This is a genomic window from Dickeya chrysanthemi NCPPB 402, from assembly GCF_000406105.1.
GTDB lineage: Bacteria > Pseudomonadota > Gammaproteobacteria > Enterobacterales > Enterobacteriaceae > Dickeya > Dickeya chrysanthemi.
In genome coordinates this window covers 833532-854276 of sequence record NZ_CM001974.1, presented here as the reverse complement: position 1 = coordinate 854276, position 20745 = coordinate 833532, and the positions used below count along the sequence as shown (strand labels likewise).

General features: G+C 56.1%; 20 protein-coding genes. 8 read left to right on the top strand and 12 right to left on the bottom strand.

The window, feature by feature from the left end; genetic code table 11:
• A complete protein-coding gene (gene tamB / locus DCH402_RS03845) occupies nt 1–3750 on the bottom strand; it encodes an autotransporter assembly complex protein TamB (RefSeq protein ID WP_039999805.1) in 3750 nt (1249 codons plus the stop codon).
• A complete protein-coding gene (gene tamA, locus DCH402_RS03840) occupies nt 3747–5483 on the bottom strand; it encodes an autotransporter assembly complex protein TamA (protein WP_162831740.1) in 1737 nt (578 codons plus the stop codon). Before tamA ends, tamB begins: the two co-directional genes overlap by 4 nt.
• A 391-nt stretch (nt 5484–5874) precedes the next feature.
• Between tamA and msrA the strand changes: the two genes are divergently transcribed.
• Both msrA and paeA read left to right on the top strand, forming a co-directional pair.
• Nucleotides 5875–6513 (top strand): peptide-methionine (S)-S-oxide reductase MsrA, encoded by a 639-nt coding sequence (msrA, locus tag DCH402_RS03835; RefSeq protein WP_040003354.1) that lies wholly within the window; start codon nt 5875–5877, stop codon nt 6511–6513.
• A 174-nt stretch (nt 6514–6687) separates the two neighbouring features.
• Complete coding sequence (paeA, locus tag DCH402_RS03830) at nt 6688–8004, top strand: polyamine export protein PaeA (protein WP_039999802.1); 1317 nt, start codon at nt 6688–6690, stop codon at nt 8002–8004.
• A 103-nt stretch (nt 8005–8107) separates the two neighbouring features.
• Here the strand turns inward: paeA and DCH402_RS03825 are convergent, their stop codons facing one another.
• Together DCH402_RS03825 and cysQ are read right to left on the bottom strand one after the other, a co-directional pair.
• Entirely contained in the window at nt 8108–8314 is a 207-nt protein-coding gene (locus DCH402_RS03825; RefSeq protein ID WP_012768543.1) for a DUF1107 domain-containing protein, read from the bottom strand.
• 427 nt (nt 8315–8741) lie between these two features.
• Nucleotides 8742–9482: a 3'(2'),5'-bisphosphate nucleotidase CysQ gene (cysQ, locus tag DCH402_RS03820; RefSeq protein WP_039999800.1), complete on the bottom strand. Its 741-nt coding sequence runs from the start codon at nt 9480–9482 to the stop codon at nt 8742–8744.
• A gap of 232 nt (nt 9483–9714) precedes the next feature.
• On the opposite strand from cysQ, the gene DCH402_RS03815 reads away from it, so the two are divergent.
• Entirely contained in the window at nt 9715–11661 is a 1947-nt protein-coding gene (locus DCH402_RS03815) for a bifunctional 2',3'-cyclic-nucleotide 2'-phosphodiesterase/3'-nucleotidase (RefSeq protein ID WP_039999798.1), read from the top strand.
• Nucleotides 11662–11793: 132 nt separating this feature from the next.
• A complete protein-coding gene (ytfE, locus tag DCH402_RS03810; RefSeq protein ID WP_039999797.1) occupies nt 11794–12459 on the top strand; it encodes an iron-sulfur cluster repair protein YtfE in 666 nt (221 codons plus the stop codon).
• Between the two features lie 96 nt (nt 12460–12555).
• On the opposite strand, the gene DCH402_RS03805 is transcribed toward ytfE, so the two are convergent.
• Nucleotides 12556–12921 (bottom strand): DUF2502 domain-containing protein, encoded by a 366-nt coding sequence (locus DCH402_RS03805; RefSeq protein WP_012768539.1) that lies wholly within the window; start codon nt 12919–12921, stop codon nt 12556–12558.
• A 309-nt stretch (nt 12922–13230) separates the two neighbouring features.
• Nucleotides 13231–13851, bottom strand: coding sequence for an FKBP-type peptidyl-prolyl cis-trans isomerase (gene fklB, locus DCH402_RS03800; protein ID WP_040003352.1), 621 nt, complete (start codon nt 13849–13851; stop codon nt 13231–13233).
• Nucleotides 13852–14076: 225 nt separating this feature from the next.
• On the opposite strand from fklB, the gene DCH402_RS03795 reads away from it, so the two are divergent.
• A complete protein-coding gene (locus DCH402_RS03795) occupies nt 14077–14781 on the top strand; it encodes a LysM-like peptidoglycan-binding domain-containing protein (protein ID WP_039999796.1) in 705 nt (234 codons plus the stop codon).
• On the opposite strand, the gene DCH402_RS03790 is transcribed toward DCH402_RS03795, so the two are convergent.
• The 6 genes from DCH402_RS03790 to yjfP all read right to left on the bottom strand — a co-directional run bounded on the left by DCH402_RS03790 (nt 14765) and on the right by yjfP (nt 17657).
• Nucleotides 14765–15139: a DUF488 domain-containing protein gene (locus DCH402_RS03790; protein WP_039999795.1), complete on the bottom strand. Its 375-nt coding sequence runs from the start codon at nt 15137–15139 to the stop codon at nt 14765–14767. The genes DCH402_RS03795 and DCH402_RS03790 overlap by 17 nt on opposite strands.
• Before the next feature lie 116 nt (nt 15140–15255).
• Entirely contained in the window at nt 15256–15705 is a 450-nt protein-coding gene (rplI, locus tag DCH402_RS03785; RefSeq protein WP_039999792.1) for a 50S ribosomal protein L9, read from the bottom strand.
• Between the two features lie 41 nt (nt 15706–15746).
• Nucleotides 15747–15974 carry a 30S ribosomal protein S18 gene (gene rpsR, locus DCH402_RS03780; protein WP_000135199.1) on the bottom strand — a complete coding sequence of 76 codons (228 nt, stop codon included), beginning with the start codon at nt 15972–15974 and terminating at the stop codon, nt 15747–15749.
• 4 nt (nt 15975–15978) lie between these two features.
• Nucleotides 15979–16299 (bottom strand): primosomal replication protein N, encoded by a 321-nt coding sequence (gene priB / locus DCH402_RS03775; RefSeq protein WP_039999789.1) that lies wholly within the window; start codon nt 16297–16299, stop codon nt 15979–15981.
• 5 nt (nt 16300–16304) lie between these two features.
• Nucleotides 16305–16697 (bottom strand): 30S ribosomal protein S6, encoded by a 393-nt coding sequence (gene rpsF / locus DCH402_RS03770; RefSeq protein WP_012768533.1) that lies wholly within the window; start codon nt 16695–16697, stop codon nt 16305–16307.
• A 210-nt stretch (nt 16698–16907) separates the two neighbouring features.
• On the bottom strand, nt 16908–17657 hold the full coding sequence (gene yjfP / locus DCH402_RS03765; protein WP_039999786.1) for an esterase: 750 nt from the start codon (nt 17655–17657) through the stop codon (nt 16908–16910).
• Nucleotides 17658–17883: 226 nt separating this feature from the next.
• Here yjfP and DCH402_RS03760 point away from each other — a divergent pair, with 226 nt between their 5' ends.
• The 3 genes from DCH402_RS03760 (at nt 17884) to DCH402_RS03750 (ending at nt 20686) form a co-directional block, all read left to right on the top strand.
• Nucleotides 17884–19824, top strand: a complete 1941-nt coding sequence (locus DCH402_RS03760; protein WP_081642124.1) for a methyl-accepting chemotaxis protein — start codon at nt 17884–17886, stop codon at nt 19822–19824.
• 166 nt (nt 19825–19990) lie between these two features.
• Nucleotides 19991–20359: a biofilm peroxide resistance protein BsmA gene (gene bsmA / locus DCH402_RS03755; protein ID WP_050583255.1), complete on the top strand. Its 369-nt coding sequence runs from the start codon at nt 19991–19993 to the stop codon at nt 20357–20359.
• 51 nt (nt 20360–20410) lie between these two features.
• Entirely contained in the window at nt 20411–20686 is a 276-nt protein-coding gene (locus DCH402_RS03750; protein ID WP_039999783.1) for a hypothetical protein, read from the top strand.
• Nucleotides 20687–20745: the final 59 nt, after the last annotated feature.

The window sequence follows — 20745 nt, the reverse complement described above, 5'->3', positions numbered from 1 at the left end:
CTAAAACTCAAACTGATAGAGCACATCGAGTGCCTGGCTAACGCCAGACACCGCTTCCAGGTATAGTTTTGGCATTAAACGGTAACGTAAGGTTAGCGTTGCCAATGAATCAAACAGGCCAACCCCGTATTTGACCTGTAGGCCGGGCAGGACGTAGCCGCTGACGACAACCTGTGATTTATCGCCAACCCCCTGTGTATCCAGAGCTAAATTGCTTACGCCAAAGGCCTCGCCGATTTTACCCACAATTTGACCACTTTGTGCAACCCCCAAACCAATTAGGGCTGATGTCATCATCGAACTGTCTGTGCCGCTATTGTTCAGCCCCTGACCGCGCAACAGGTAAGACAAGGTTTCCTCCTGAGATAATGTCGGTTCGGAGAACACCTCAAGCTTAGGCATTTTCGCAGTACCGGTGACCCGCACGCCGACCGTCACGCCGTCTGCGGTATTGTCCGGATTACGGATCGCCTCGATGTTGAGTACCGGCAGCGTCGGCGGGCCGGAAAACAGCAGTTGCCCTTTACGTACTTGCAAATCCTGACCATATGCCTTGAAGCGCCCTTCCGGCATCGAAATCTGACCGTTCAGGCCCAGCCCCTGCGTATCCTGCGTGACGTTGAGATCACCGCGCAGTCGGGCACGCAAACCGTAAGCATCGAGCCAGACATCGTCGCCGACCCGTACTATCAGGTTACTGGCAATCGGAATCGTGCCGGAAGCGGCCGATACCGGCCGACGCCGCTCATCCAGAATCACTTCATCCGAAGCGACATCCACCGCACTGGCCGGCATCTCATGCACGACGATCCGCGCCCAGGGGATGGTTACCGTACCGCTCAGCGTCAGTAACTGCGGCGTCGCTTCAAACACAATATCCGGCGATACATCCAGCCGCGCCATCGGCGGCACCGTCACCCGCATCCGGTCGCCGTTGACGGCAATGCGCGCCCGCCAGGCTTCAGGCACCGACCAGTCGGCATTCCCCGCCAGGTTGATCTGCCCCTGCGTGGTGCGGAACACGCCCTGTAACGTTGAAGACATGCCGTTAAACAACAACGCCAGCCGCCCGCTGGTCAGGTCTACCGGCATCCAGTTACCGTCTACGTCCAGATTATCCAACGTCAGTTGACCGAACACCTGCGGGCGTTGCAGGTCGCCCCCCAGCCGCAAATCGGCATTGGCGACCCCGGCCGCCTTCTCGTTCTGTCGCAAGATCGGTTTCAGCAAGGCGAGCGACAAAGCGTTGAGCGTCACCGTACCGCTCAGGTTACGCCGTCGTTGTGGATCGGTAATCTGTACATCGCCGCGAAAACGGCCATTCCCCTGAATGCCCATCAGCCATGCCAGTTGCGCCTGTCCATGCTGTAAACCGGCATCCAGCGTCAGAGTATCAAACGCTACCGGCAGCGTGCCGCCCTGCATCTGCTGACGTACGGTTACGCCATTACCACTCAGCGTTACGCGAGCTTCCGGCAGGCCGCCGTTTGCCTGCCAGTTGACCTGCGCGTTGCCGGTAACCGAACCGCTGACCGCCGTCTGCTGGCCGATAAAAGGCTTAAGCATCGCCAGATTGAGCCGGTTCAGGTTAACGCTCGCCTTGCCGCTGGTTCCCGCCTCGATCGGCTGTGGTACGCACAATTCAGCATCAGGGTTACGCCAGCAATGCGCGCCTATCGTTACCTTCTGCGCGGCGACCTGATAAACCAACGACATAGCTGGCGCCAGCCGCCATTCGCCGACCGGGGTTTCAAACCGCGTATCGCTCAGTTCCCCTTGCCAGCGTTGTTGTCCCCGGTCGAAATGACCGCTCAACAACAGTTGACCGCCTGCCGGCTCGCCATTCACCGTCACCCGTAGCTGGTGCTGATTTTCGTCGCCGGTCGCGCGCGCATTCAGGGATGCCAGCCGCACATTACCTCGCGTCAGTTGCTGCACCTGCATGGTCAGCGTGCCATGCAACTGTTGATTCGATTGCACATCGCCATTGAGTGTCAGTTTGCCAAGGCTCAGTTCCTGCCAGCGCAGCGCGGTGACGATAACGTCCGTCTGCAACTGCGGCGCATCGCGTTTGCCGCTCAGCCGCAGTTTCCCGTTGACCTGCCCGCCCAATCCAGGCCACACACCGGTAAGCGCCGGCGCATTGATATCACCGTCCAGCAGCCATTGGTCTTTCAATTCTCCCTTCAACGTCAGTTGGTTACGCCCCAACGCCAGCGTAATGCCGGGAATCGACCACTGGCCGTCGGCGTTACCGCTGAACGCGCCTTTAGCCGTCAGTGTGTTCTGCCGTATCTGCCCGTCCAGCGCCAGTTGCGGCACCGCCAGTTGCCACGCCTCGCCTGCCAGACTGCCGTTAATGGTCATCACCCCGTCTAACCGCGCCGGCCACTGTGGCCATTGCTGCGCGGTATTGATGCCTTTGAGGATGACATCGCTGTTCCAGGTGATCGCATCGCGCCAGTCCAGCCGACCGGTCATATCCGCTATGCCTTGTAACGCGGCCAGCCGCAATCGCGCCAGCGTGAATTGCTGCTCGCTGCCGTTGCCTTCCAGCGTCAGCGTACCGGGTGGTAACTCGCTACCGCGAATATCGCCTCGCAAGGACAGCGAGTAATCGGTGGCTTTGCCGCCGATATTCAGTTGCACGTCGTTGAATTGATATTGAACGTCGCCGGTCAGCGGCCAACGCAGTTGCGGACTGCGCAGGCTAATGTTAAGCGGCAGGCCGGGTTCGGCCAGCGCGGTCTGAATATCTAACTGCGCCCGCTGTGGGCCGGACAGGTTCATTGCCAGCCGCAACTGCCGGCGCAGGCTGCCTTCGGCCGTCAACCGTATACGTTCCCCCCTGAACGGCTCGCTGTTCGCCATACCGTTTACATTCAGCGTCACCGGCCAGTCGCCCGACAAAGTCGCATCGCCATGGGCATACAGCGCGCCCTGCGGCGACTGTACCGTGAGTTGTTGCAGCGTCAACGTCTGCTGCCGGGTGGCAGCCTGCAACTGAAAGCGGGAAATCGTCACCGGCTGCCCGCCCTGAATCAGCCAGGATTCACCGCGCAGATCAGCGATGTCGAGATCCAGCGGTAACGTAAACTCAGGCATCGCCGGCAACAGCGGTGCGGCAAACAGGGCGCGCAACGTTTCACCCAGCGTTGGCGGCTTGCCGGCCGCGGCGGGTTGGGCGGGCGTCGCTTGCGGCGTGGCCGGCAACACCACGGTGAGGCCCGACACCTGCGTCGGCTGCAGCGTCAGCGACCGTCCCTGCCAGTGCAGGCCGGCTTGCAGCGATACCAGCGACACGTCGGTGCCATCAACAATGATACGGCTGTTGTTCAGGTTGACACGACGCAGCGTCACCGTCACCGGCGCGAGGATCTCGGTTACCGGAGCCGCTTGCGGCTCGGGCTCGGACGGCGGTATATCCTGGGTTGTGACCGCCACCGTCAGCCCCTGCGACGACAGGTCATCGAGGCAGAGTTGGCTGCGCCACAGGCACGCCGGCGACAACGCCAGATGCAGACTGTCCGCCTGCACGGTAACGCCGGGCATCTGATAGCGTATGGCATTCAGCGTCAAATCCCGCCAGCCACCGTCAACACGCCCTATTTCCAACCCCGGTACCCAGCGAGCGGCGGCACTGAGCAGTAAATGTAGCCCCGGAGTCGTACTCACCAGCAACACCAGCGCCAGCAACAACGTCAGCATACCGGCCATCAGGCCAATTCCGGCTTTTTTCATCCTGCTCATAACTCCGGCCCCAGCCCGATATAAAACTGCAATCCATGTTTATCGTCATCGCCAATCGGTCGGGCAATGTCGAGCTTGACCGGCCCTACCGGCGAGGCCCAACGCACACCGACGCCGGCACCGGTCTTAAGGTTGGTACGCACCAGGTCGTTGACGGCTTCGCCGCTGTCTATAAACACCGCTCCCCACCACTTTCCGGTGAGGTTGTACTGATATTCCAGCGAGCCGGTCGCCAGCTTTGAGGCCCCGGTGAGTTTGCCGTCACCGTCGCGTGGGGAAACGGACTTGTATTTATAGCCGCGAATACTGCGATCGCCGCCGGCAAAGAAGCGCAGCGACGGCGGTACGCGAGAGAAGCTGCCGGTTTCGATCCAGCCCAGATTGGCACGCGTCACGAAGCGGTGTTTTTCCGCCAGCGTTCTGATCCAGACGTTTTGCGCCTGAAATACTGCAAAATCGATATCCGACCCCCATAAGGTATTGGAAACATCCACGGAATAGCGCTGGGTATCCCCCCAGTCGGGCATCAACCCGCCGCGTTGTCGGGTACGGTTGAAACTGACGCCGGGGTAAACCAGCATGGTGGTGTTGGTAACATTGGCCTGGGTAAAGTGATCCAGCGTCCAGCGCAGGTTAACGGCCCGTTGCCAGCCGCTGGACAATTCCCAGTAACGCGCCAGATTGAATGACGTCGAGTCGGATTGGGTATCATTGAGGTCTTCCCGTTTGAAGCCCCCCTGTAACAGATAGTATTGCTCGAGTGGGTTTTTCAGCAGCGGCATCTTATAGCTGAAATCCAGTTGCTGCTCCGGCGCAGACAGGCTCAGACTGCTTTCCAGACTATGGCCATACGTATTGATCCAGGGTTTATTCCAGGTGGTTTTCAACCGCGGCCCGACATCGGTGGCGTAGCCACCCCCGGTTTCCACGCTGTTGCGGGTGCGCGGCGTCAGTACGGCGTCCAACGGCAGGATTTTACTCTGCCGGCCCTGGTCGAAATCAGGCGATACCACCGCCGAGTTGAACCAACCGGTGGCGGACAAACGCCGGTTAAACTCCCCCAGTTGTTCCGCCGAGTAAACGTCTCCCTCCCGAAACGGCACCAGATTCTGTAAATACGCCGACTGGATTTGCGAACCGCGAAAGTTGACCTTGCCGAAGCGATAACGCGGGCCGCTGTCGTAGTCGATATTCCACCAGGCTTGATGGGTAGAAGGCATCACGCCCAGTTGGCTTTTGCTGAAGTGGCCGTCGAAATAGCCTTTACGCATCGACAACGTGCCGAGCTCGTTTTTAAAGTCATCGTAAGCGCCGTGGTTAAGCAAGCTGCCCACCGCAGGCCGGCGTTGTCGCACCAGTTGTTGGTAGTCATCGTCTTGCTGCGCCTCACCGCGAATGGCGATGCTGGAGCCGGCGATTTTCACCGGCTCTCCCGGCGTGACGTTCACCTTGAGCACCGGACGGCCACGCCCCTGCGCCGGAATAAACTCAAAACGGATATCCGGATCGTAATAGCCTAACGCACGCAGCCCTTTGCGGATGGCTTCGTCAACCCGGGCGCGGAAACGGCCATCGGCGTTGACTTCATCGGGAGCGATGGTAGATAGCCGCGCACGGACATTCTTCTGCAACTCCCCTTCCAGCCCGGTAAGTTGCAAACGAACGTTCGATGCAGCCCATGCCTGCGTCGCCGTCAACAGCAGGCTACACACGCCCAATACCCGGCAGAACACGGCGCTACGGCGGCAAAATCTATTTTTTGTCCTGATAAAAATTGTCACTTAACTTCCCGGCAGTGTCAGCAGAATCGACGTTTTTTCTGATAAACCACAGACAAGTATGCCTGTAACGATGTGATTAATGATAAATGTTAACTATAGATAGTCGTCGCCATACCGACAACGCCCACACCTCCCCAAGGCCGCCGTCACTGACGACGGCATCTCGTGACAACGGATAGAACCCGCCGCTTTCCCGGCACGAATGCGCCGGATCGTCAGACGCGGTGCCCCATCCACATCCTTGTCACATTGCTATGCTATTTCGCCATAAAGACAGAGCGCATTAACTCGGTTATGCTCTGAAAATGGCGAAACACAGGGTGATAATCAGGAGCCAAAGGTGATAACGAACGTTGACAAGACACCGTTGATCAGTAAATCGGATGCCCTACCGGGCCGTACGACGCCGATGCCGGTCGCCCGTCTGCACGCAGTCAATCAGCACTCCATGACCCACGTACCGGACCATATGGAGGAGGCTATCTTCGCTATGGGCTGTTTCTGGGGGGTAGAACGGCTGTTCTGGCAACAGCCCGGCGTGTACAGCACGGCGTCGGGGTATTGCGGTGGTTATACCCCTAACCCGACGTATCGGGAAGTCTGTACCGGCAAAACCGCCCATGCGGAAGCGGTGCGGGTGGTGTTTGATCCCACAGTAGTGAGATATGGGCAGTTATTGCAGTTGTTCTGGGAGAACCATAACCCGGCGCAAGGTATGCGGCAGGGTAACGATATCGGTACGCAATACCGTTCCGCGATCTATCCGCTAACGCCGGAGCAAGACACCGCCGCAAAAGCCAGCTACCAGCGCTTTCAACAGGCGATGCGCGAAGCAGGCGACAACCGCGACATCACCACCGAAATCCAGCCTGCCGGGCCGTTTTATTATGCTGAAGACGAGCACCAGCAGTACTTGCACAAGAACCCGCACGGTTATTGCGGGCTGGGCGGTATAGGCGTTTGCCTGCCGCCGCAGGGCTAAGAGCCTATCCCATTGGGGCTCTGGGATAAGCGCTAAAGCTGGCGGCTATTTCACCACGCCTGCTATACTGTGCGCCCACAGGACCGGTTTCCGGTCCTTTTTGCGGCGCAAGCGCGCCCATAATGACATTCCCTTTCAGAGGTTCGCCGTCCGCGACGACTGTGCGAAAAAACTATGTTAAACAGTCTGTTAATTATTTTATGTCTTATCGCCATTAGTGCGTTTTTCTCGCTTTCGGAAATTTCGTTAGCCGCTTCGCGCAAAATCAAGCTGAAGCTGATGGCCGACGAGGGCGACCTGAACGCCGTGCTGGTGCTGAAATTTCAGGAAACACCGGGCATCTTCTTCACGGTGATTCAGATCGGCCTCAATGCCGTCGCCATCCTGGCCGGTATCATCGGCGACGCTGCGTTCTCCCCGTATTTCGAAATGCTGTTCGCCAGCTTTCTGCCGCAGGACATGAGCGCCCGCGCCAGTTTTATCTGTTCATTTGTGCTGGTTACCAGTCTGTTCATCCTGTTTGGCGACCTGACGCCGAAACGCATTGGTATGATTGCCCCGGAAGCGATTGCCATTCGGATTATCAACCCCATGCGCTTCTGTCTGCTGGTATTCCGCCCGTTGGTGTGGCTGTTCAACGGTCTGGCGAACCTGATTTTTCGGTTATTCAAGCTGCCGATGGCACGCAAAGAAGACATCACGCCTGACGACATCTATGCGGTAGTGGAAGCCGGAGCCCTGGCCGGCGTGCTGCGTAAACAGGAGCATGAGCTGATCGAAAACGTGTTCGAACTGGAATCACGCACCGTGCCGTCTTCAATGACCTCGCGCGAAAGCGTAGTCTATTTCGACCTGCACGAAGATGAAACGCAGATCAAAGAGAAAATCGCCCACCAGCCGCATTCTAAATTTCTGGTCTGTAACGGCACGATTGATCAGATTGTCGGTTATGTGGATTCCAAAGATTTGCTCAATCGGGTGCTGGGCAATCAGAGCCTGGAATTAACCAGCGGCGTCCAGATTCGGCCTGCGCTGATCGTGCCGGACACCCTGACACTGTCAGAAGCGCTGGAAAGCTTCAAAACCGCCGGCGAAGACTTTGCGGTCATCCTCAACGAGTACGCGCTGGTGGTAGGGATTATTACCCTCAACGACGTGATGACCACGCTGATGGGCGATCTGGTGGGTCAGGGGCTGGAAGAGCAGATTGTCGCCCGTGACGAGAACTCCTGGCTTATCGAAGGCGGCACGCCGATAGAAGACGTGATGCGCGCGCTGAGCATTGACGAGTTCCCCCACTCCGACAACTACGAAACCATCGGCGGGTTTATGATGTACACACTGCGCAAGATCCCCAAACGTACCGATTTTGTTCGCTACGCCGGGTATAAATTCGAAGTGGTGGATATCGACAGCTACAAGATAGACCAATTGCTGGTGACCCGACTGGAAGAAAGAACGACGGTTAACCCCGAAACGCCTCCGGCCTAAGTCCACTTTCACATTTGTCTTGGCGCTACTGTCTGGACGCTACAAATAACAACGGCCCGTCAACGGGCCGTTTTCCTGTTACAAACACGGGGGCCTCTCACTCTCACCCCAGTTCAGCCTGCAATTTCAGTACCTGACGGTTCACTTCAGACATCACGACCAGATGCTGTTTATCCTGCGTTTTGGGCAACAAAATGCGGCCCTGATCAAATTCAAAAGCGCCAATCCCTTTGATGTAGAGTCTTCCACGAAACAGGATTTTCACATACTTGGCAACCTTCAGGGGATTGTAACGCTCGAAGATCCTCATCGTCTTCCTCTCCTCCCGTTTTTTCTACGCCACGCGCGCCGCCCCTCATCCGGGCCAGGTGATGCCGAGCGTGGCAATCATGTACAACAGATTAGTGTCTTTATTCTATGATTAGTTCGCGCAATAACAGAATTTTTGACGTCACTTACATAATTTTACAGAATAGATTAATGCCATACTTTTTAAATCAGTATAAACATTCAAGTTATTGCCGTATGTACGGTATGCCGCAAATGCGTATATGCCACGGCAACCTCACTAACGGCCGACAATCTACCGTGAAAATATGACCAAAAAACGACAATGCGCCGTAAGTAGCATGAAAGGTGGAAAGGTGAAGGCCACATCAACGGCAGACACGTTGGCCTGCCGTTGATGTGATCAGGAAGGGTCAGGCCGGAATATTACGGCCGACAAAGCAGACGCATCAGAAGATCGACACCCGGAACCCCGGATTCAGGAAGGATTCACGCGGCGCATAAGACAGCGCACGCCCTTGCCAGTCATACACCTGTGCACCGGCAGCCAGCGCCACGGCGTGCCCTGCCGCGGTATCCCAGACATTCGTCGGCCCGAAACGCGGGTAAAGCTGGGCCTTACCTTCCGCCACCAGACAGAACTTCAGCGACGAACCGATGGACACGGTATGGTGCTCGCCTAACTGACGCAAATAGTCTTCCAGTTCGGCATCAGCATGGGAACGGCTCACCACCACCAGCGGCGGCCTGGCGTCTTTCACCCGAATGGCGCGACGCGTGCCGTTCTCTTCTTTCCAGGCTTTGCCCTCTGCCGCGGCGTACATCACGCCGGTCACCGGCACATACACCACCCCCAATACCGGCTGACCGTTATCAATCAACGCGATATTGACGGTAAATTCGCCGTTGCGGTTAAGAAATTCTTTCGTGCCGTCCAGCGGGTCGACCAGCCAGTAACGCTGCCAGTGCCGACGTTCGGACCACGCCTGCGGATCCTCTTCCGACAACATCGGAATCTCGGGGGACAGCATGGCTAACCCACGCGCAATCACCTGGTGTGCCGCCAAATCAGCCGCCGTCACCGGTGAGTCGTCTTTTTTATGCGCCACATTCAGCGGTTGCTGGCCGTTATATACCTGCATGATGGCGTCTCCCGCTTCACGCGCCAGTTGGCAGATCTGTTCTAACATCGTTTCACCTCGTGATATGTAGGCCATTTTTATGTCTGTCCCCGGCATTCTATCCCAAACAATTCGCGTGGCAGGAAGGCGGGTATATGTCATGCTTCACACTTCAGACTGATATTTAACACTATATTCATCAAAATCTGCGATATACATTCAAGCTTCGCCGCCAGTAAATCGGACAAACGCCCGAGCGGCAGGCGTTGCCATGCCAATACCTCTCACAGGAGCAACCTTTATGAAGCATAAGCTGGTGATGAGCTTGCTTGCGATAGCTATCGCTACCGCGACTCAGGCAGCCACCGTCGATTTACGGGTGCTGGAAACCACCGATCTTCACAGCAATATGATGGACTATGACTACTACAAAGACAGTCCGACGGATAAATTCGGACTGGTCCGTACCGCCAGCCTGATCCAGGCCGCCCGCCAGCAAGCCATCAACAGCGTGCTGGTCGATAACGGCGACATTATTCAGGGCAGCCCGCTGGGAGATTATGTTGCCGCCAAAGGATTACAACAAGGCGATGTACACCCGGTCTATCTGGCGATGAACACACTGGATTACGCCGTCGGCAATATCGGCAACCATGAGTTCAACTATGGGCTGGACTACCTGCATAAGGCGCTGGCAGGCGCCCACTTCCCGTATATCAACGCCAACGTGCTGGACGCGAAAACCGGCAAACCGCTGTTTACACCTTACCTGATCGAAAAGAAAACGGTGAAAGATCGTGACGGCAAATCCCACGAACTGCGCATTGGTTATATCGGCTTCGTACCGCCGCAAATCATGGTGTGGGACAAAGCCAACCTGAGCGGCAAAGTCTCGGTGGCGGATATCACCGAAACCGCCAAAAAATGGGTGCCTGAATTGCGTAAACAGGGGGCGGACGTAGTGATTGCCATCCCGCATTCCGGCCTGTCGGCCGAACCGTACAAAGCGATGGCGGAAAACTCGGTCTACTACTTAAGCCAAATCCCCGGTATTGACGCCATTATGTTCGGCCACGCTCATGCCGTGTTCCCGAGCAAGGATTTCGCCGGCATCAAAGGCGCCGACATCGCCAAAGGCACGCTGAATGGCGTTCCCGCCGTGATGCCCGGTCAGTGGGGCGACCATCTTGGCGTGGTCGATCTGGTATTGAACAATGATAACGGCCAGTGGAAAGTAACCGAAGGCAAGGCGGAAGCCCGCCCCATTTTCGACAAAGCGCAGAAGAAATCACTGGCGGCGGAAGACGCGCAGTTAGTCAACGTGCTGGCGGATGCGCATCAGAAAACCCGCGAGTTTGTCGGCCAACCTATCGGTCAATCCTCTGACAACATGTACAGCTACCTGTCGTTGATCCAGGATGATCCGACGGTCCAGATCGTCAACAATGCGCAGAAAGCCTACGTCGAGCATTTTATTCAGGGCGATCCGGATCTGGCGGAACTCCCCGTACTCTCCGCAGCGGCGCCGTTCAAGGCGGGTGGCCGTAAGAACGATCCGGCAAGCTATGTGGAAGTCGAAAAAGGCCGGTTAACCTTCCGTAACGCCGCCGATCTTTACCTCTACCCTAACACGCTGGTGGTGGTGAAGGTGAAGGGCGAGCAGGTGCGGGAATGGCTGGAATGTTCTGCCGGTCAGTTCAACCAGATTGATGTGCACAAGCGCGAACCGCAGTCGCTTATCAACTGGGATGGCTTTCGTACCTACAACTTTGACGTTATCGACGGTGTAAATTATCAGGTCGATGTGACACAGCCTGCCCGCTACGATGGCGAATGTCAGTTGATCAACAGTAATGCTCATCGCATTAAAGATCTGACGTTTAACGGCAAGCCTATCGATCCGCAAGCCACATTCCTGATCGCCACCAATAACTACCGCGCTTACGGCGAGAAATTCGCCGGCACCGGTGAAAAACAGGTTGCGTTCGCTTCGCCGGATGAAAACCGTGCGGTACTGGCCGCCTACATCAGTACCGAAACGAAAAAATCCGGCGAGGTAAAACCGTCGGCGGATAACAACTGGCGTCTGGCGAAGATTGTCAGTGATACCCCGTTAGATATCCGGGTGGAAACCTCGCCGTCGCCGAAAGCCGCTGCGTTTATTCAGGAAAAATCGCAGTACCCGCTGACACTGGTGGGTAACGATGAGGTAGGCTTCGCCGTGTACCGTCTGGATCTGCAAAAATAACCCGCCGTCAAACCGCGCTCGTCGGCGCGGTTTTTTCATTTTTCTCCCGGTAATCCTTTTTGGGGATAGCTAATCTTTAAAGATGCATTTAAAATACATTTTATAAATTACACCGTTCAAAGGGTACCCACCATGCACTACCGCGACCAATCATTAGGCGAGCTGGCCATCACCATCCCTCGCGCTACCGCGTTATTTCGTGAATTCAACCTCGATTTTTGCTGCGGCGGCAAACAAACACTGCTGCGAGCAGCCACCAAGCGGGCGCTGGATATCGATATGCTCGAATCGCGTCTGGCCGACCTGGCAACTCAGCCATCCACGGAAAAAGACTGGCAGCAGGCATCCCTCGGCGAGATGATTGTGCACATCATCAGCCGCTTCCACGATCGTCACCGCGCGCAGTTGCCGGAACTGATCCGCATGGCGGAGAAAGTCGAACGCGTACATCACGACAAACCGGGCTGTCCGATTGGATTGACGGAACAACTGACCCTGATCCATGACGACCTGACGCAACATATGATGAAAGAAGAGCGGATCCTGTTCCCGATGATTCAGTCCGGTATGGGAACCCAGGCGGGTGGGCCGATTTCGGTAATGGAACACGAGCACGATGATGCCGGTCAGCAACTGGACGTGATCAAAACCCTCACCAACGACGTAACTCCGCCGGACAACGCCTGCACCACCTGGCGCGCGCTCTACACCGGCATCAACGAATTTATCGACGACCTGATGGAGCACATCCATCTGGAAAATAACCAGCTGTTTCCGCGTGCGCTGCGGGGAGAATAACCGACGCCGTCCGCCATATAGCCGTGATCATCACGTAAAAAACCGTGCTCTTTTCAAGCACGGTTTTTTTGTTATTCCGCGTTATCAGCGACAGGCCTACCAGCGCGGACCACCGCCGTGGTGCGGCCCCCAGCCCCATCCGGGGCCAGGCCCGCGAGGCCCGGCCGGAACGACGTAAACCGGAGGCGGAGCTTCTACCACCACAACACGGCGTGGCGGGGGAGGCGGTGCATAGTCATAATATTGGTAATAAACCTGGCGGGCATGATGATGGCGACGCGCAGACCAGCTGTCTGGATCGCACCACCGATTGCCGTCCCAGTAATAGCCACGCTCGTCACGATCGCCGATGTGAAGATACACACCCGGCAGTGCCAGACTCAGACTGTCGGCCTGTGCGGCAGGCATCGCCGACGCCAGAACACCCATCATGATGGCACCCAGTAAAAGTGGCTTAATCATAATATTAACCTCTGATTCACCGCGATGCGGCGGATGACTCACTTATACGATGCGCAATGATTAACCGCTATCGGAAAATGGCTAAATATTAATAACTTCAGGAAAGCAATTCAGGCTCGGCGTCGCTTACTGAAATCAGCATCACGGCACCATCGTCAGGTCGCCTTTACACGGTGTATCGGGCGGTTACACCACACGGAATCAGCAGACCGGCACGGATGATGAGCGGATAAACACGGAGGCTGGCGCGGTTCACGCCTGACCGATCAGAGTAAAGATGGCCGGGTCATGACGACCCGGCAGAAACACTTACAGAATGTCCAGCAGTTCCACTTCAAAAATCAGCGCGCTGAACGGCGGGATAGACGCGCCGGCGCCACGCTCGCCATACGCCAGATTCTGAGGAATATAGAGTTCCCACTTTGAACCGACCGGCATCAGCGTCAGCGCTTCAATCCAGCCCGGGATCACGCCGCTGACCGGGAATTCAGCCGGCTGGCCGCGCTGCACCGAGCTGTCGAATACCGTACCGTCGATCAATCGACCGGTGTAGTGAACCCGAACACGATCCTGTCGTGCGGGGATCGCGCCGTCACCCTGGGTTAAAACACGGAACTGCAGGCCGGACTCGGTGCTGTTTACCCCTTCTTTGGCCGCGTTGGCGTCGAGGAAACGTTGACCTTCCGCCGCCTGCTCACGCTGACGTTCGCGACGAACCTCATCCGCCCGCTCATGGACTTCGCGCAACGCGCGATGCACCACATCAACCGGTACCGCCGGCGCTTTTCCTTCCAGCGCATCGCACAGCCCCGCCAGCAACGCATCGGGAATCAATCCCTTCAGACCGGATTCCTGCAATTGTTGACCAATCTGCAGGCCAATGCCGTAGCTTGCCTGTGCTTCGACGCTGTCATAAGAAGGCGTTGTCATGAATGTTCCTTTAATATGAAAAATACGAAAACGCAGCATAGCAGCGAGTCGATTGAGGGTAAAACGTTCTGTCACGATCCGGCCGCGTCGAAGCCCCCGTTGCGTCAGACCGCTCATGTTTGCGGCACCGGTTGCCAATGAAGATGGCCTTAACTGGTTATCTGTCGGCAATTACCGATATAATTAGGTTGTTTTTACCTTAATACGGTTCTAAGAGAGGTCACCATGGGCAGAATCGCGCCCAGGAGAAAGCAATCCGCCTGGAATCGCCTGACGTTATGGCAGTCATGCCGGAACTGGCTGGCACAGTGGCGCCAACGTAAGGCGATCCCGGGTGAACCGGAAGAAAGCGCAGATGAGGCGGAAACGGTTTCTCCGCCCCCCGCCTCACGCCGTCGTCTTCGCAGACAGCCATCCTGGCTGCGAACGCTCTGGCATCTGCCGGATGATTTCAGTTGGATGGAACCGCTGCCCTATTTTCACCGTCGTTGTATTCTGCTCTTGCTGTGTCTGTTGTTGCTGGTACTGCTGTGGCCGGTGTCGCCCCCGGCGCCCATGCCCTCCCGTCAGGTGGAGGTGCCGCTTAGCTCAACCGCACCGATACAGGCGCAACTGGTGGCCCCCACGGCCACCGCCAACCAGACGCCGCGCCCGGCGACGTCTGGCCCCAACTGGCAATCCTATCAAATTGCATCCGGCCAGACGCTGGCGCAACTCTTTCGCGACAACAATCTTCCCGTCAGCGATGTTTTTGCCATGGCGCAGGTGGAAGGGCAAAGCAAGCCGCTCAGCAATCTGCACGCCGGGCAAAACGTTCGGTTGCAGCTCAATACGCAGGGTATGGTAAGCCAGCTTGAAATCGACACCCCGGATGGTCAGCAAGTACAGTTCGCCCGCCAGCAAGACGGTTCTTTTATCCGCGTTCGCTGATCGTCAATGGTTCAGCCAGAAAATCACGCAATACTATCGCATGATTCCGTTCTTTATCCCGACTGCCGTACAGCAAGGTTATCGGCTCGCTCCGGCGCAGTAACGCCGCCAGCGGCTGCCACACATCATGCCGACTCAGTTCAGCACGATACATACCGGCGAAAGCCTCCCATTCTATCGGGTTAGCATGATACCAGCGCCGCAGTTCATGACTTGGCGCAACTTCTTTAAGCCAGACGACATCAGGCAGACGGCTTTTGGCAATACCGCGCGGCCATAGCCGGTCGACCAAAAACGTGGGGGAAGAAAAAGGGGGCTGCGCATCATAAACACGCATTAATTGGACAGGCTCATTCATCTCGTATGCCACTTGGTGATACACACGTTGATGATAGGCCGCTTTGGCTGGCTTACCAATGCAAAACGCTGGCGCAAGGCCAGCGTTTTACGCGTTATCGTGCAGCGAAGTAAAAATTACTCGGCTACAACAACAACGTTCAGCTTAGCGAATACGTCGCTGTGCAGCTGGAAGCTCACTTCGTGCTCGCCCAGCGTGCGCAGAACGCCGTTCGGCAGACGAACTTCGCTTTTCGATACTTCAACACCGGCAGAGGTCACCGCATCAGCGATGTCGCGAGTACCGATAGAACCGAACAGTTTACCTTCGTCACCGGCTTTAGAAGCGATGGTTACGGAAGCCAGCGCGTTAACTTTCTCTGCGCGAGCTTCGGCAGCAGCCAGAACGTCAGCCAGTTTGGCTTCCAGTTCAGCGCGGCGGGCTTCGAAGAACTCAACGTTTTTCTTGGTTGCCGGCACAGCTTTGCCCTGCGGAACCAGGAAGTTACGAGCATAGCCCGCTTTAACGTTAACCTGATCACCCAGGCTGCCCAGGTTTGCTACTTTATCCAGCAGAATAACTTGCATTACCTTATCCTCTCAAAGTCTCGTTAATGGACAGTGGCCGATTACTGATGACGATCAGTGTACGGCAACAAAGACAGGTAGCGCGCACGCTTGATAGCGCGGGCCAGTTGACGCTGGTATTTTGCACGGGTGCCGGTGATGCGGCTCGGTACAATTTTACCACTTTCGGTGATGTAGTTTTTCAGCGTTGCGATGTCTTTATAGTCAATCTCTTGAACGCCTTCCGCGGTGAAACGGCAGAACTTGCGACGACGGAAATAACGTGCCATTTGGCTAGTCTCCAGAATCAATCAATTCAATCTGCTCGGCATGCAGCACCAACTTACTGAGGCCATTGCGCCCTTGGTGGCAACTGATGAACCCCTGAACCCTGAGTTGCATACCGACCGTTATACTGTGGGTAAATGCCTGTGACGGGTGTCCACTAACAATCACGGGCATACGGCACCATGCTTGTCGGCTGAGTCCGGCTTCTTCCTGCATTGAACGGTGCTCAAGCACAAACTGACAATGCGGAATACCTGACGGACTGACTTTTCGAATGGGCGTCTTGCACACGGTGCCAGACAGCTCCAGCCGATTGGCCGTCACCACGACAATTACTCTTCAGAATCCCCAACTTCAGCATCATCATCAGCTTCAGCGTATTCGTCACGACGCTCACGGCGTTCGTCTTTCGCTTTCACCATCGGAGATGCTTCGGTTACCGCGTGCTTAACGCGCATAACCATGCTGCGGATAACGGCGTCGTTGAAGCGGAAGTTAGTTTCCAGCTCATCGATCACTTCCTGCGGCGCTTCAACGTTCAGCAGAACGTAGTGTGCTTTGTGCAGTTTGTTGATCGGGTAAGCCAGCTGACGGCGGCCCCAGTCTTCCAGACGATGGATCTTGCCTTCCGCTGCTGTGATAGCACCGGTGTAACGCTCGATCATACCTGGAACCTGTTCGCTCTGGTCAGGATGAACCATAAAAACGATTTCGTAATGACGCATCGAATTGCTCCTTACGGATTATTCAGCCTCCTGTCAGGGTCAGCCGCGGCCCATGGAAGCAAGGAACGTGTTGTGTGTACGGCTGAAAAAAATGACGCGTAATTATAATGAGCACCTCATGGGAAAACAAGCCAAATCGCTGATTTCCGTTCGGGAGAACGGAAACAGGTAAGATGACGGCTGATTGAGGTCAGGCCGAATGCGGGAGAGTCAGAGCGAGCGCAAGAAGAAATCCGCGCCGGCCTGCAGGGCGGTCGGGGTAATTTTGTGGCCGATACCGGCTTCGGTCAGGTAGGTTAGGTGTTGATGGCACTGACGCGCCGTCAGCTCCCGATACAACCGTTCGCTCTGCGATGCCGGTACCAGCTCATCGGCCAGGCCATGCCAGAGCAGTAGCGGCCGGTCAGACACCTTATCCAACTGATGGCCCACGTCATAAGGCGCCACGCGTGCCGCCAACGCCTGCAACTGCGCCTGCGCCCCCGGTTCATCCGGCATGACCGGCGGAAACAGCGTCTGCGACAACGACGAAAAATAGCCGGCCCCCATAAAGCAGGCCACCGACCGCAGCCAGGGGTATTGCGTCATCGCCGCCAGTGCCGTCATGCCGCCCATTGATGCGCCGCAAATCCCGACCCGGTCTTCGTCAATCAACCCCCGCTCACGGCACCATGCCAGATAGACGGGCAGTTCCTGAACATTATTAAGCAAAATGTCCCAGAAGCCGCGCCAGCGCTGCGCCTCATCGCCGTCAAAGCGTGCGCCGTGCATCAGTGCATCCGGCGCAATAACCCGAAAACCGGCCTTCGCCAGCGCGTACGCAAAATACGAGTAAACCTCTTTGGAGGAGGTGTAGCCATGAAAGAAGAAAATGGTGGGCAAGGGTTGTGTTCCGCTGCCGGCAGGAAAGGCATGCAACACCTCGACTCCCGCTATATCCTCATTTCCTATCTCTATCATTCCCGCCTCCTTTTCTTTGTTGATTGACAGGTAAAACCGTAAAAAACACCTACAATTACTCCGTATACCGTTTAACCTCTGACAACATCCAATACATCTAAAAACAGATCGCAATGATCTTGATCAAATTAGTTACAAAAGCACCAGTTAGTGTAAAATTTCGCACTTTTTTGCCGTTAACGGCAGTAGTCAATCCCAACAACGTTCCACAATAAAGAGAATTATCATGCAGCTTGCTTTTAGACGCTGGAGCCTCGGTGTCAAACTTTCAGTCATTGCCTCCCTGAGTGTGGCTGTGCTGTTTATTACATTCAGCCTCAGTCTGACACGCTCGGCCGGTGAGAAACTGGAATCATTGACAATGCATGACATGGAAAGTCAGGTTACAGGTATTACCGATATGATAGCCATGTACGACGCCAGCCTGCAGGCCAGCGTCGACAGCTATACTAATCTGTTTGCCAGCTTTCTTCCTTCTCGTTTTACCATGGATAATCAGGCGCGGTTACCTATCAGCGGTACAACCGCGCCGACACTCAAATCCGGCGATACCGTTCTGAATATGAACACCGCCGTTACCGACGACTTTCTTAATCGCACCGGTGCCATTTCCACTGTTTTCGTGCGCGACGGCGACGATTTCGTACGTATCACCACATCGCTCAAAAAAGAAGACGGTTCACGCGCCATCGGCACCAAACTCGATCGCGCCAGCCCGGCCTTTGCTCCCGTATCCGCCAACAAGTCGTTTAGCGGTCTGGCCGTGCTGTTCGGCAAACAATACATCACCCAGTACAAACCGGTTACCGATGCCAGCGGCAACGTCATCGCCATTCTGTTCGTCGGCATTGATATCAGCAAAGAATTCGCCCAAATGCAAAAACGCATTCTGGACAAACGCATCGGCGATAGCGGCCATTTCATTGCGCTCAGTAAAGCCGGTGCGACGGCAGGCACTTATCTGGTTCATCCGGCATTGTCCGGGCAAAAGCCCAACTGGTCCGGCGATGTACTGCAACAGGTACTGGCAAACGACAACGGCCAGTTGGAGTACGACGACAACAGCCTGAGTGGCGATGACCGCACGCAGGTGATGGTGTACCGCAGCGTACCGCAATGGAAGTGGGTGGTGGTCGGCACCATCAGCAAGGCCAGTCTGCTGGCGGAAATCAACACCATCCGTAATCTGTTCCTCGGCGGCGGTATCACACTGGTGGTGCTGTTTGCCGCATTCTTTATCTACCTCACCCGCCGTTGGCTGACTCGCCCTCTGGATGAAGTGGTAAAAGTGGCGGAGCAATTCGCCGCCGGAAATCTACAGGCCACACTCACCACCGAGAGCCAGGATGAAGTCGGCCGCCTGGTTGATGCAATCAACAGTATGGGCCACGGCCTGACGCGGCTGGTGTCTCAGGTACGCGATGCCGCCGAGGAGATCGCCATCGGCACTGACGCACTGGCCGAAGACAGCGGCAACATCAGCGAGCAGATTTCCCGCCAGGCCAGCAGCGTGGAAGAAACGTCTGCGACCATGGAACAACTGGCCTCGACGGTAAAACAGAATGCCGACAATGTTTCCACCGCCAAAGGGCTGGCGGCAGAAAGCGCCAGCGCCGCGCAAAGCGGCAGCAAGACGGTGACGGATTCAGTGGAAACCATGGGCGAAATCAAACGTTCGTCGCAGAAAATCGCCGACATCACCACCACCATCCAGTCGATCGCCTTTCAGACCAATATCCTGGCGCTCAACGCTGCGGTGGAAGCCTCGCGCGCGGGCGAACACGGCAAAGGTTTTGCCGTCGTCGCCGCCGAAGTACGCTCGCTGGCTCAGCGCAGTTCTTCTGCGGTAAAAGAAATCGAAGAGCTGATCGCCGAATCGCTGCATCAGGTCGAAACCGGCTACCATTTCTCGGAAAAAACCCGCACGGCGATGGATGACTTGCTGCAACGTATCCAGCAGGTCAGTACCATTATCAATGACATTGATATCGCCTCGCATGAGCAGGCTCTGGGAATCGAGCAGGTGAATGTGGCGATCAACCAGATCGGACAAGCCATCAACCAAAATGCCTCGCTGGTGCAAAACTCGGAAAGCACCGCGCAGGGATTACGCGAAAAAGGCCACCATCTGAGCGATGTGGTCAGCGTGTTCCGCATCCAGCACTGATCCCTTCACGGCCTTCGCTATTCCGGCGCAGGCCGTGTCGAGACGTATTCCTTTACACGCCAGTGGTATCCCTGTCTGCATCAAGGCGCTACACTATCAAAGCATTACGCCTGATTCACGTTAACGACCCATTCGGGTTGCACCGGATTAAATGGAACGTCACGTTATGACTCGCCCATCATGGCTACTTAACCTGATGCCTTTGCACCGGGCATTAATAGTCGCGGTACTGTCAATGCCGCTCGCCGGTTGTAGCTTACTGGTCGGCAAGCCGATGCCGCCGCCGCCGCCCGCTGAACACGCCGTTGAAGTCTCCAGAGAACAGAGCTATCTGCTGGAAAAAACAGGGGGTGTTTCGGTCAATGTCCGCGGCAGCCTGGATGATGCCGTTCGGGAAATACAACGTCAGGCCGATGCACAGGGCGCGCCGTACTACCGTGTAGTCAGCCTGAACGAAGAGGAACATGTGCGACAGGACAGCTGGCGCGGCTATGCTGTCTTTTATCGTCCGTTACCGGCCGCGCTCCACCCATAAACTGATTGAGCAAAATCAGCGTCCCCAAGAAAGAGTGAGAGGATAAGAAGGATGAAAACACACATTGCCGCCATCGCCTTGTTACTGCTGACAAGCAGCTTTAGCGGCGCCGTACTGGCTTCGCAATACCCGTGCCGCAGTCCGGAATGGAATAACTGGATAGAATCGCTGGTCAATACGCGCGCGCAGTTGGGTAATGTCGACATAGGCTCACCAGTCTGGCAGCAGGCGGTGGAAAGCCAGTTGCCCGCCTCGTCCTGGCCGTCACGCAATTCGGTACTCTGGTGCGCTGCCGTAGAGCAGAAAATCGCCGCCCTGAAAAAATAACCGCCTTCCTTAATATATATACCCAAAATAATTCGAGTTGCAGGACAAAACGCAATGCG

What these genes read in the sequence shown, in the direction of transcription:
- DCH402_RS03805 (WP_012768539.1), bottom strand. Translation starts at nt 12,921, where the DNA reads ATGATTAAGCCACTTTTACTGGGTGCCATCATGATGGGTGTTCTGGCG.
- ytfE (WP_039999797.1), top strand. Translation starts at nt 11,794, where the DNA reads ATGCACTACCGCGACCAATCATTAGGCGAGCTGGCCATCACCATCCCT.
- fklB (WP_040003352.1), bottom strand. Translation starts at nt 13,851, where the DNA reads ATGACAACGCCTTCTTATGACAGCGTCGAAGCACAGGCAAGCTACGGC.
- DCH402_RS03750 (WP_039999783.1), top strand. Translation starts at nt 20,411, where the DNA reads ATGAAAACACACATTGCCGCCATCGCCTTGTTACTGCTGACAAGCAGC.
- DCH402_RS03760 (WP_081642124.1), top strand. Translation starts at nt 17,884, where the DNA reads ATGCAGCTTGCTTTTAGACGCTGGAGCCTCGGTGTCAAACTTTCAGTC.
- DCH402_RS03815 (WP_039999798.1), top strand. Translation starts at nt 9,715, where the DNA reads ATGAAGCATAAGCTGGTGATGAGCTTGCTTGCGATAGCTATCGCTACC.
- cysQ (WP_039999800.1), bottom strand. Translation starts at nt 9,482, where the DNA reads ATGTTAGAACAGATCTGCCAACTGGCGCGTGAAGCGGGAGACGCCATC.
- tamB (WP_039999805.1), bottom strand. Translation starts at nt 3,750, where the DNA reads ATGAGCAGGATGAAAAAAGCCGGAATTGGCCTGATGGCCGGTATGCTG.
- rpsR (WP_000135199.1), bottom strand. Translation starts at nt 15,974, where the DNA reads ATGGCACGTTATTTCCGTCGTCGCAAGTTCTGCCGTTTCACCGCGGAA.
- yjfP (WP_039999786.1), bottom strand. Translation starts at nt 17,657, where the DNA reads ATGATAGAGATAGGAAATGAGGATATAGCGGGAGTCGAGGTGTTGCAT.
- DCH402_RS03790 (WP_039999795.1), bottom strand. Translation starts at nt 15,139, where the DNA reads ATGAATGAGCCTGTCCAATTAATGCGTGTTTATGATGCGCAGCCCCCT.
- DCH402_RS03825 (WP_012768543.1), bottom strand. Translation starts at nt 8,314, where the DNA reads ATGAGGATCTTCGAGCGTTACAATCCCCTGAAGGTTGCCAAGTATGTG.
- rpsF (WP_012768533.1), bottom strand. Translation starts at nt 16,697, where the DNA reads ATGCGTCATTACGAAATCGTTTTTATGGTTCATCCTGACCAGAGCGAA.
- DCH402_RS03795 (WP_039999796.1), top strand. Translation starts at nt 14,077, where the DNA reads ATGGGCAGAATCGCGCCCAGGAGAAAGCAATCCGCCTGGAATCGCCTG.
- paeA (WP_039999802.1), top strand. Translation starts at nt 6,688, where the DNA reads ATGTTAAACAGTCTGTTAATTATTTTATGTCTTATCGCCATTAGTGCG.
- bsmA (WP_050583255.1), top strand. Translation starts at nt 19,991, where the DNA reads ATGACTCGCCCATCATGGCTACTTAACCTGATGCCTTTGCACCGGGCA.
- rplI (WP_039999792.1), bottom strand. Translation starts at nt 15,705, where the DNA reads ATGCAAGTTATTCTGCTGGATAAAGTAGCAAACCTGGGCAGCCTGGGT.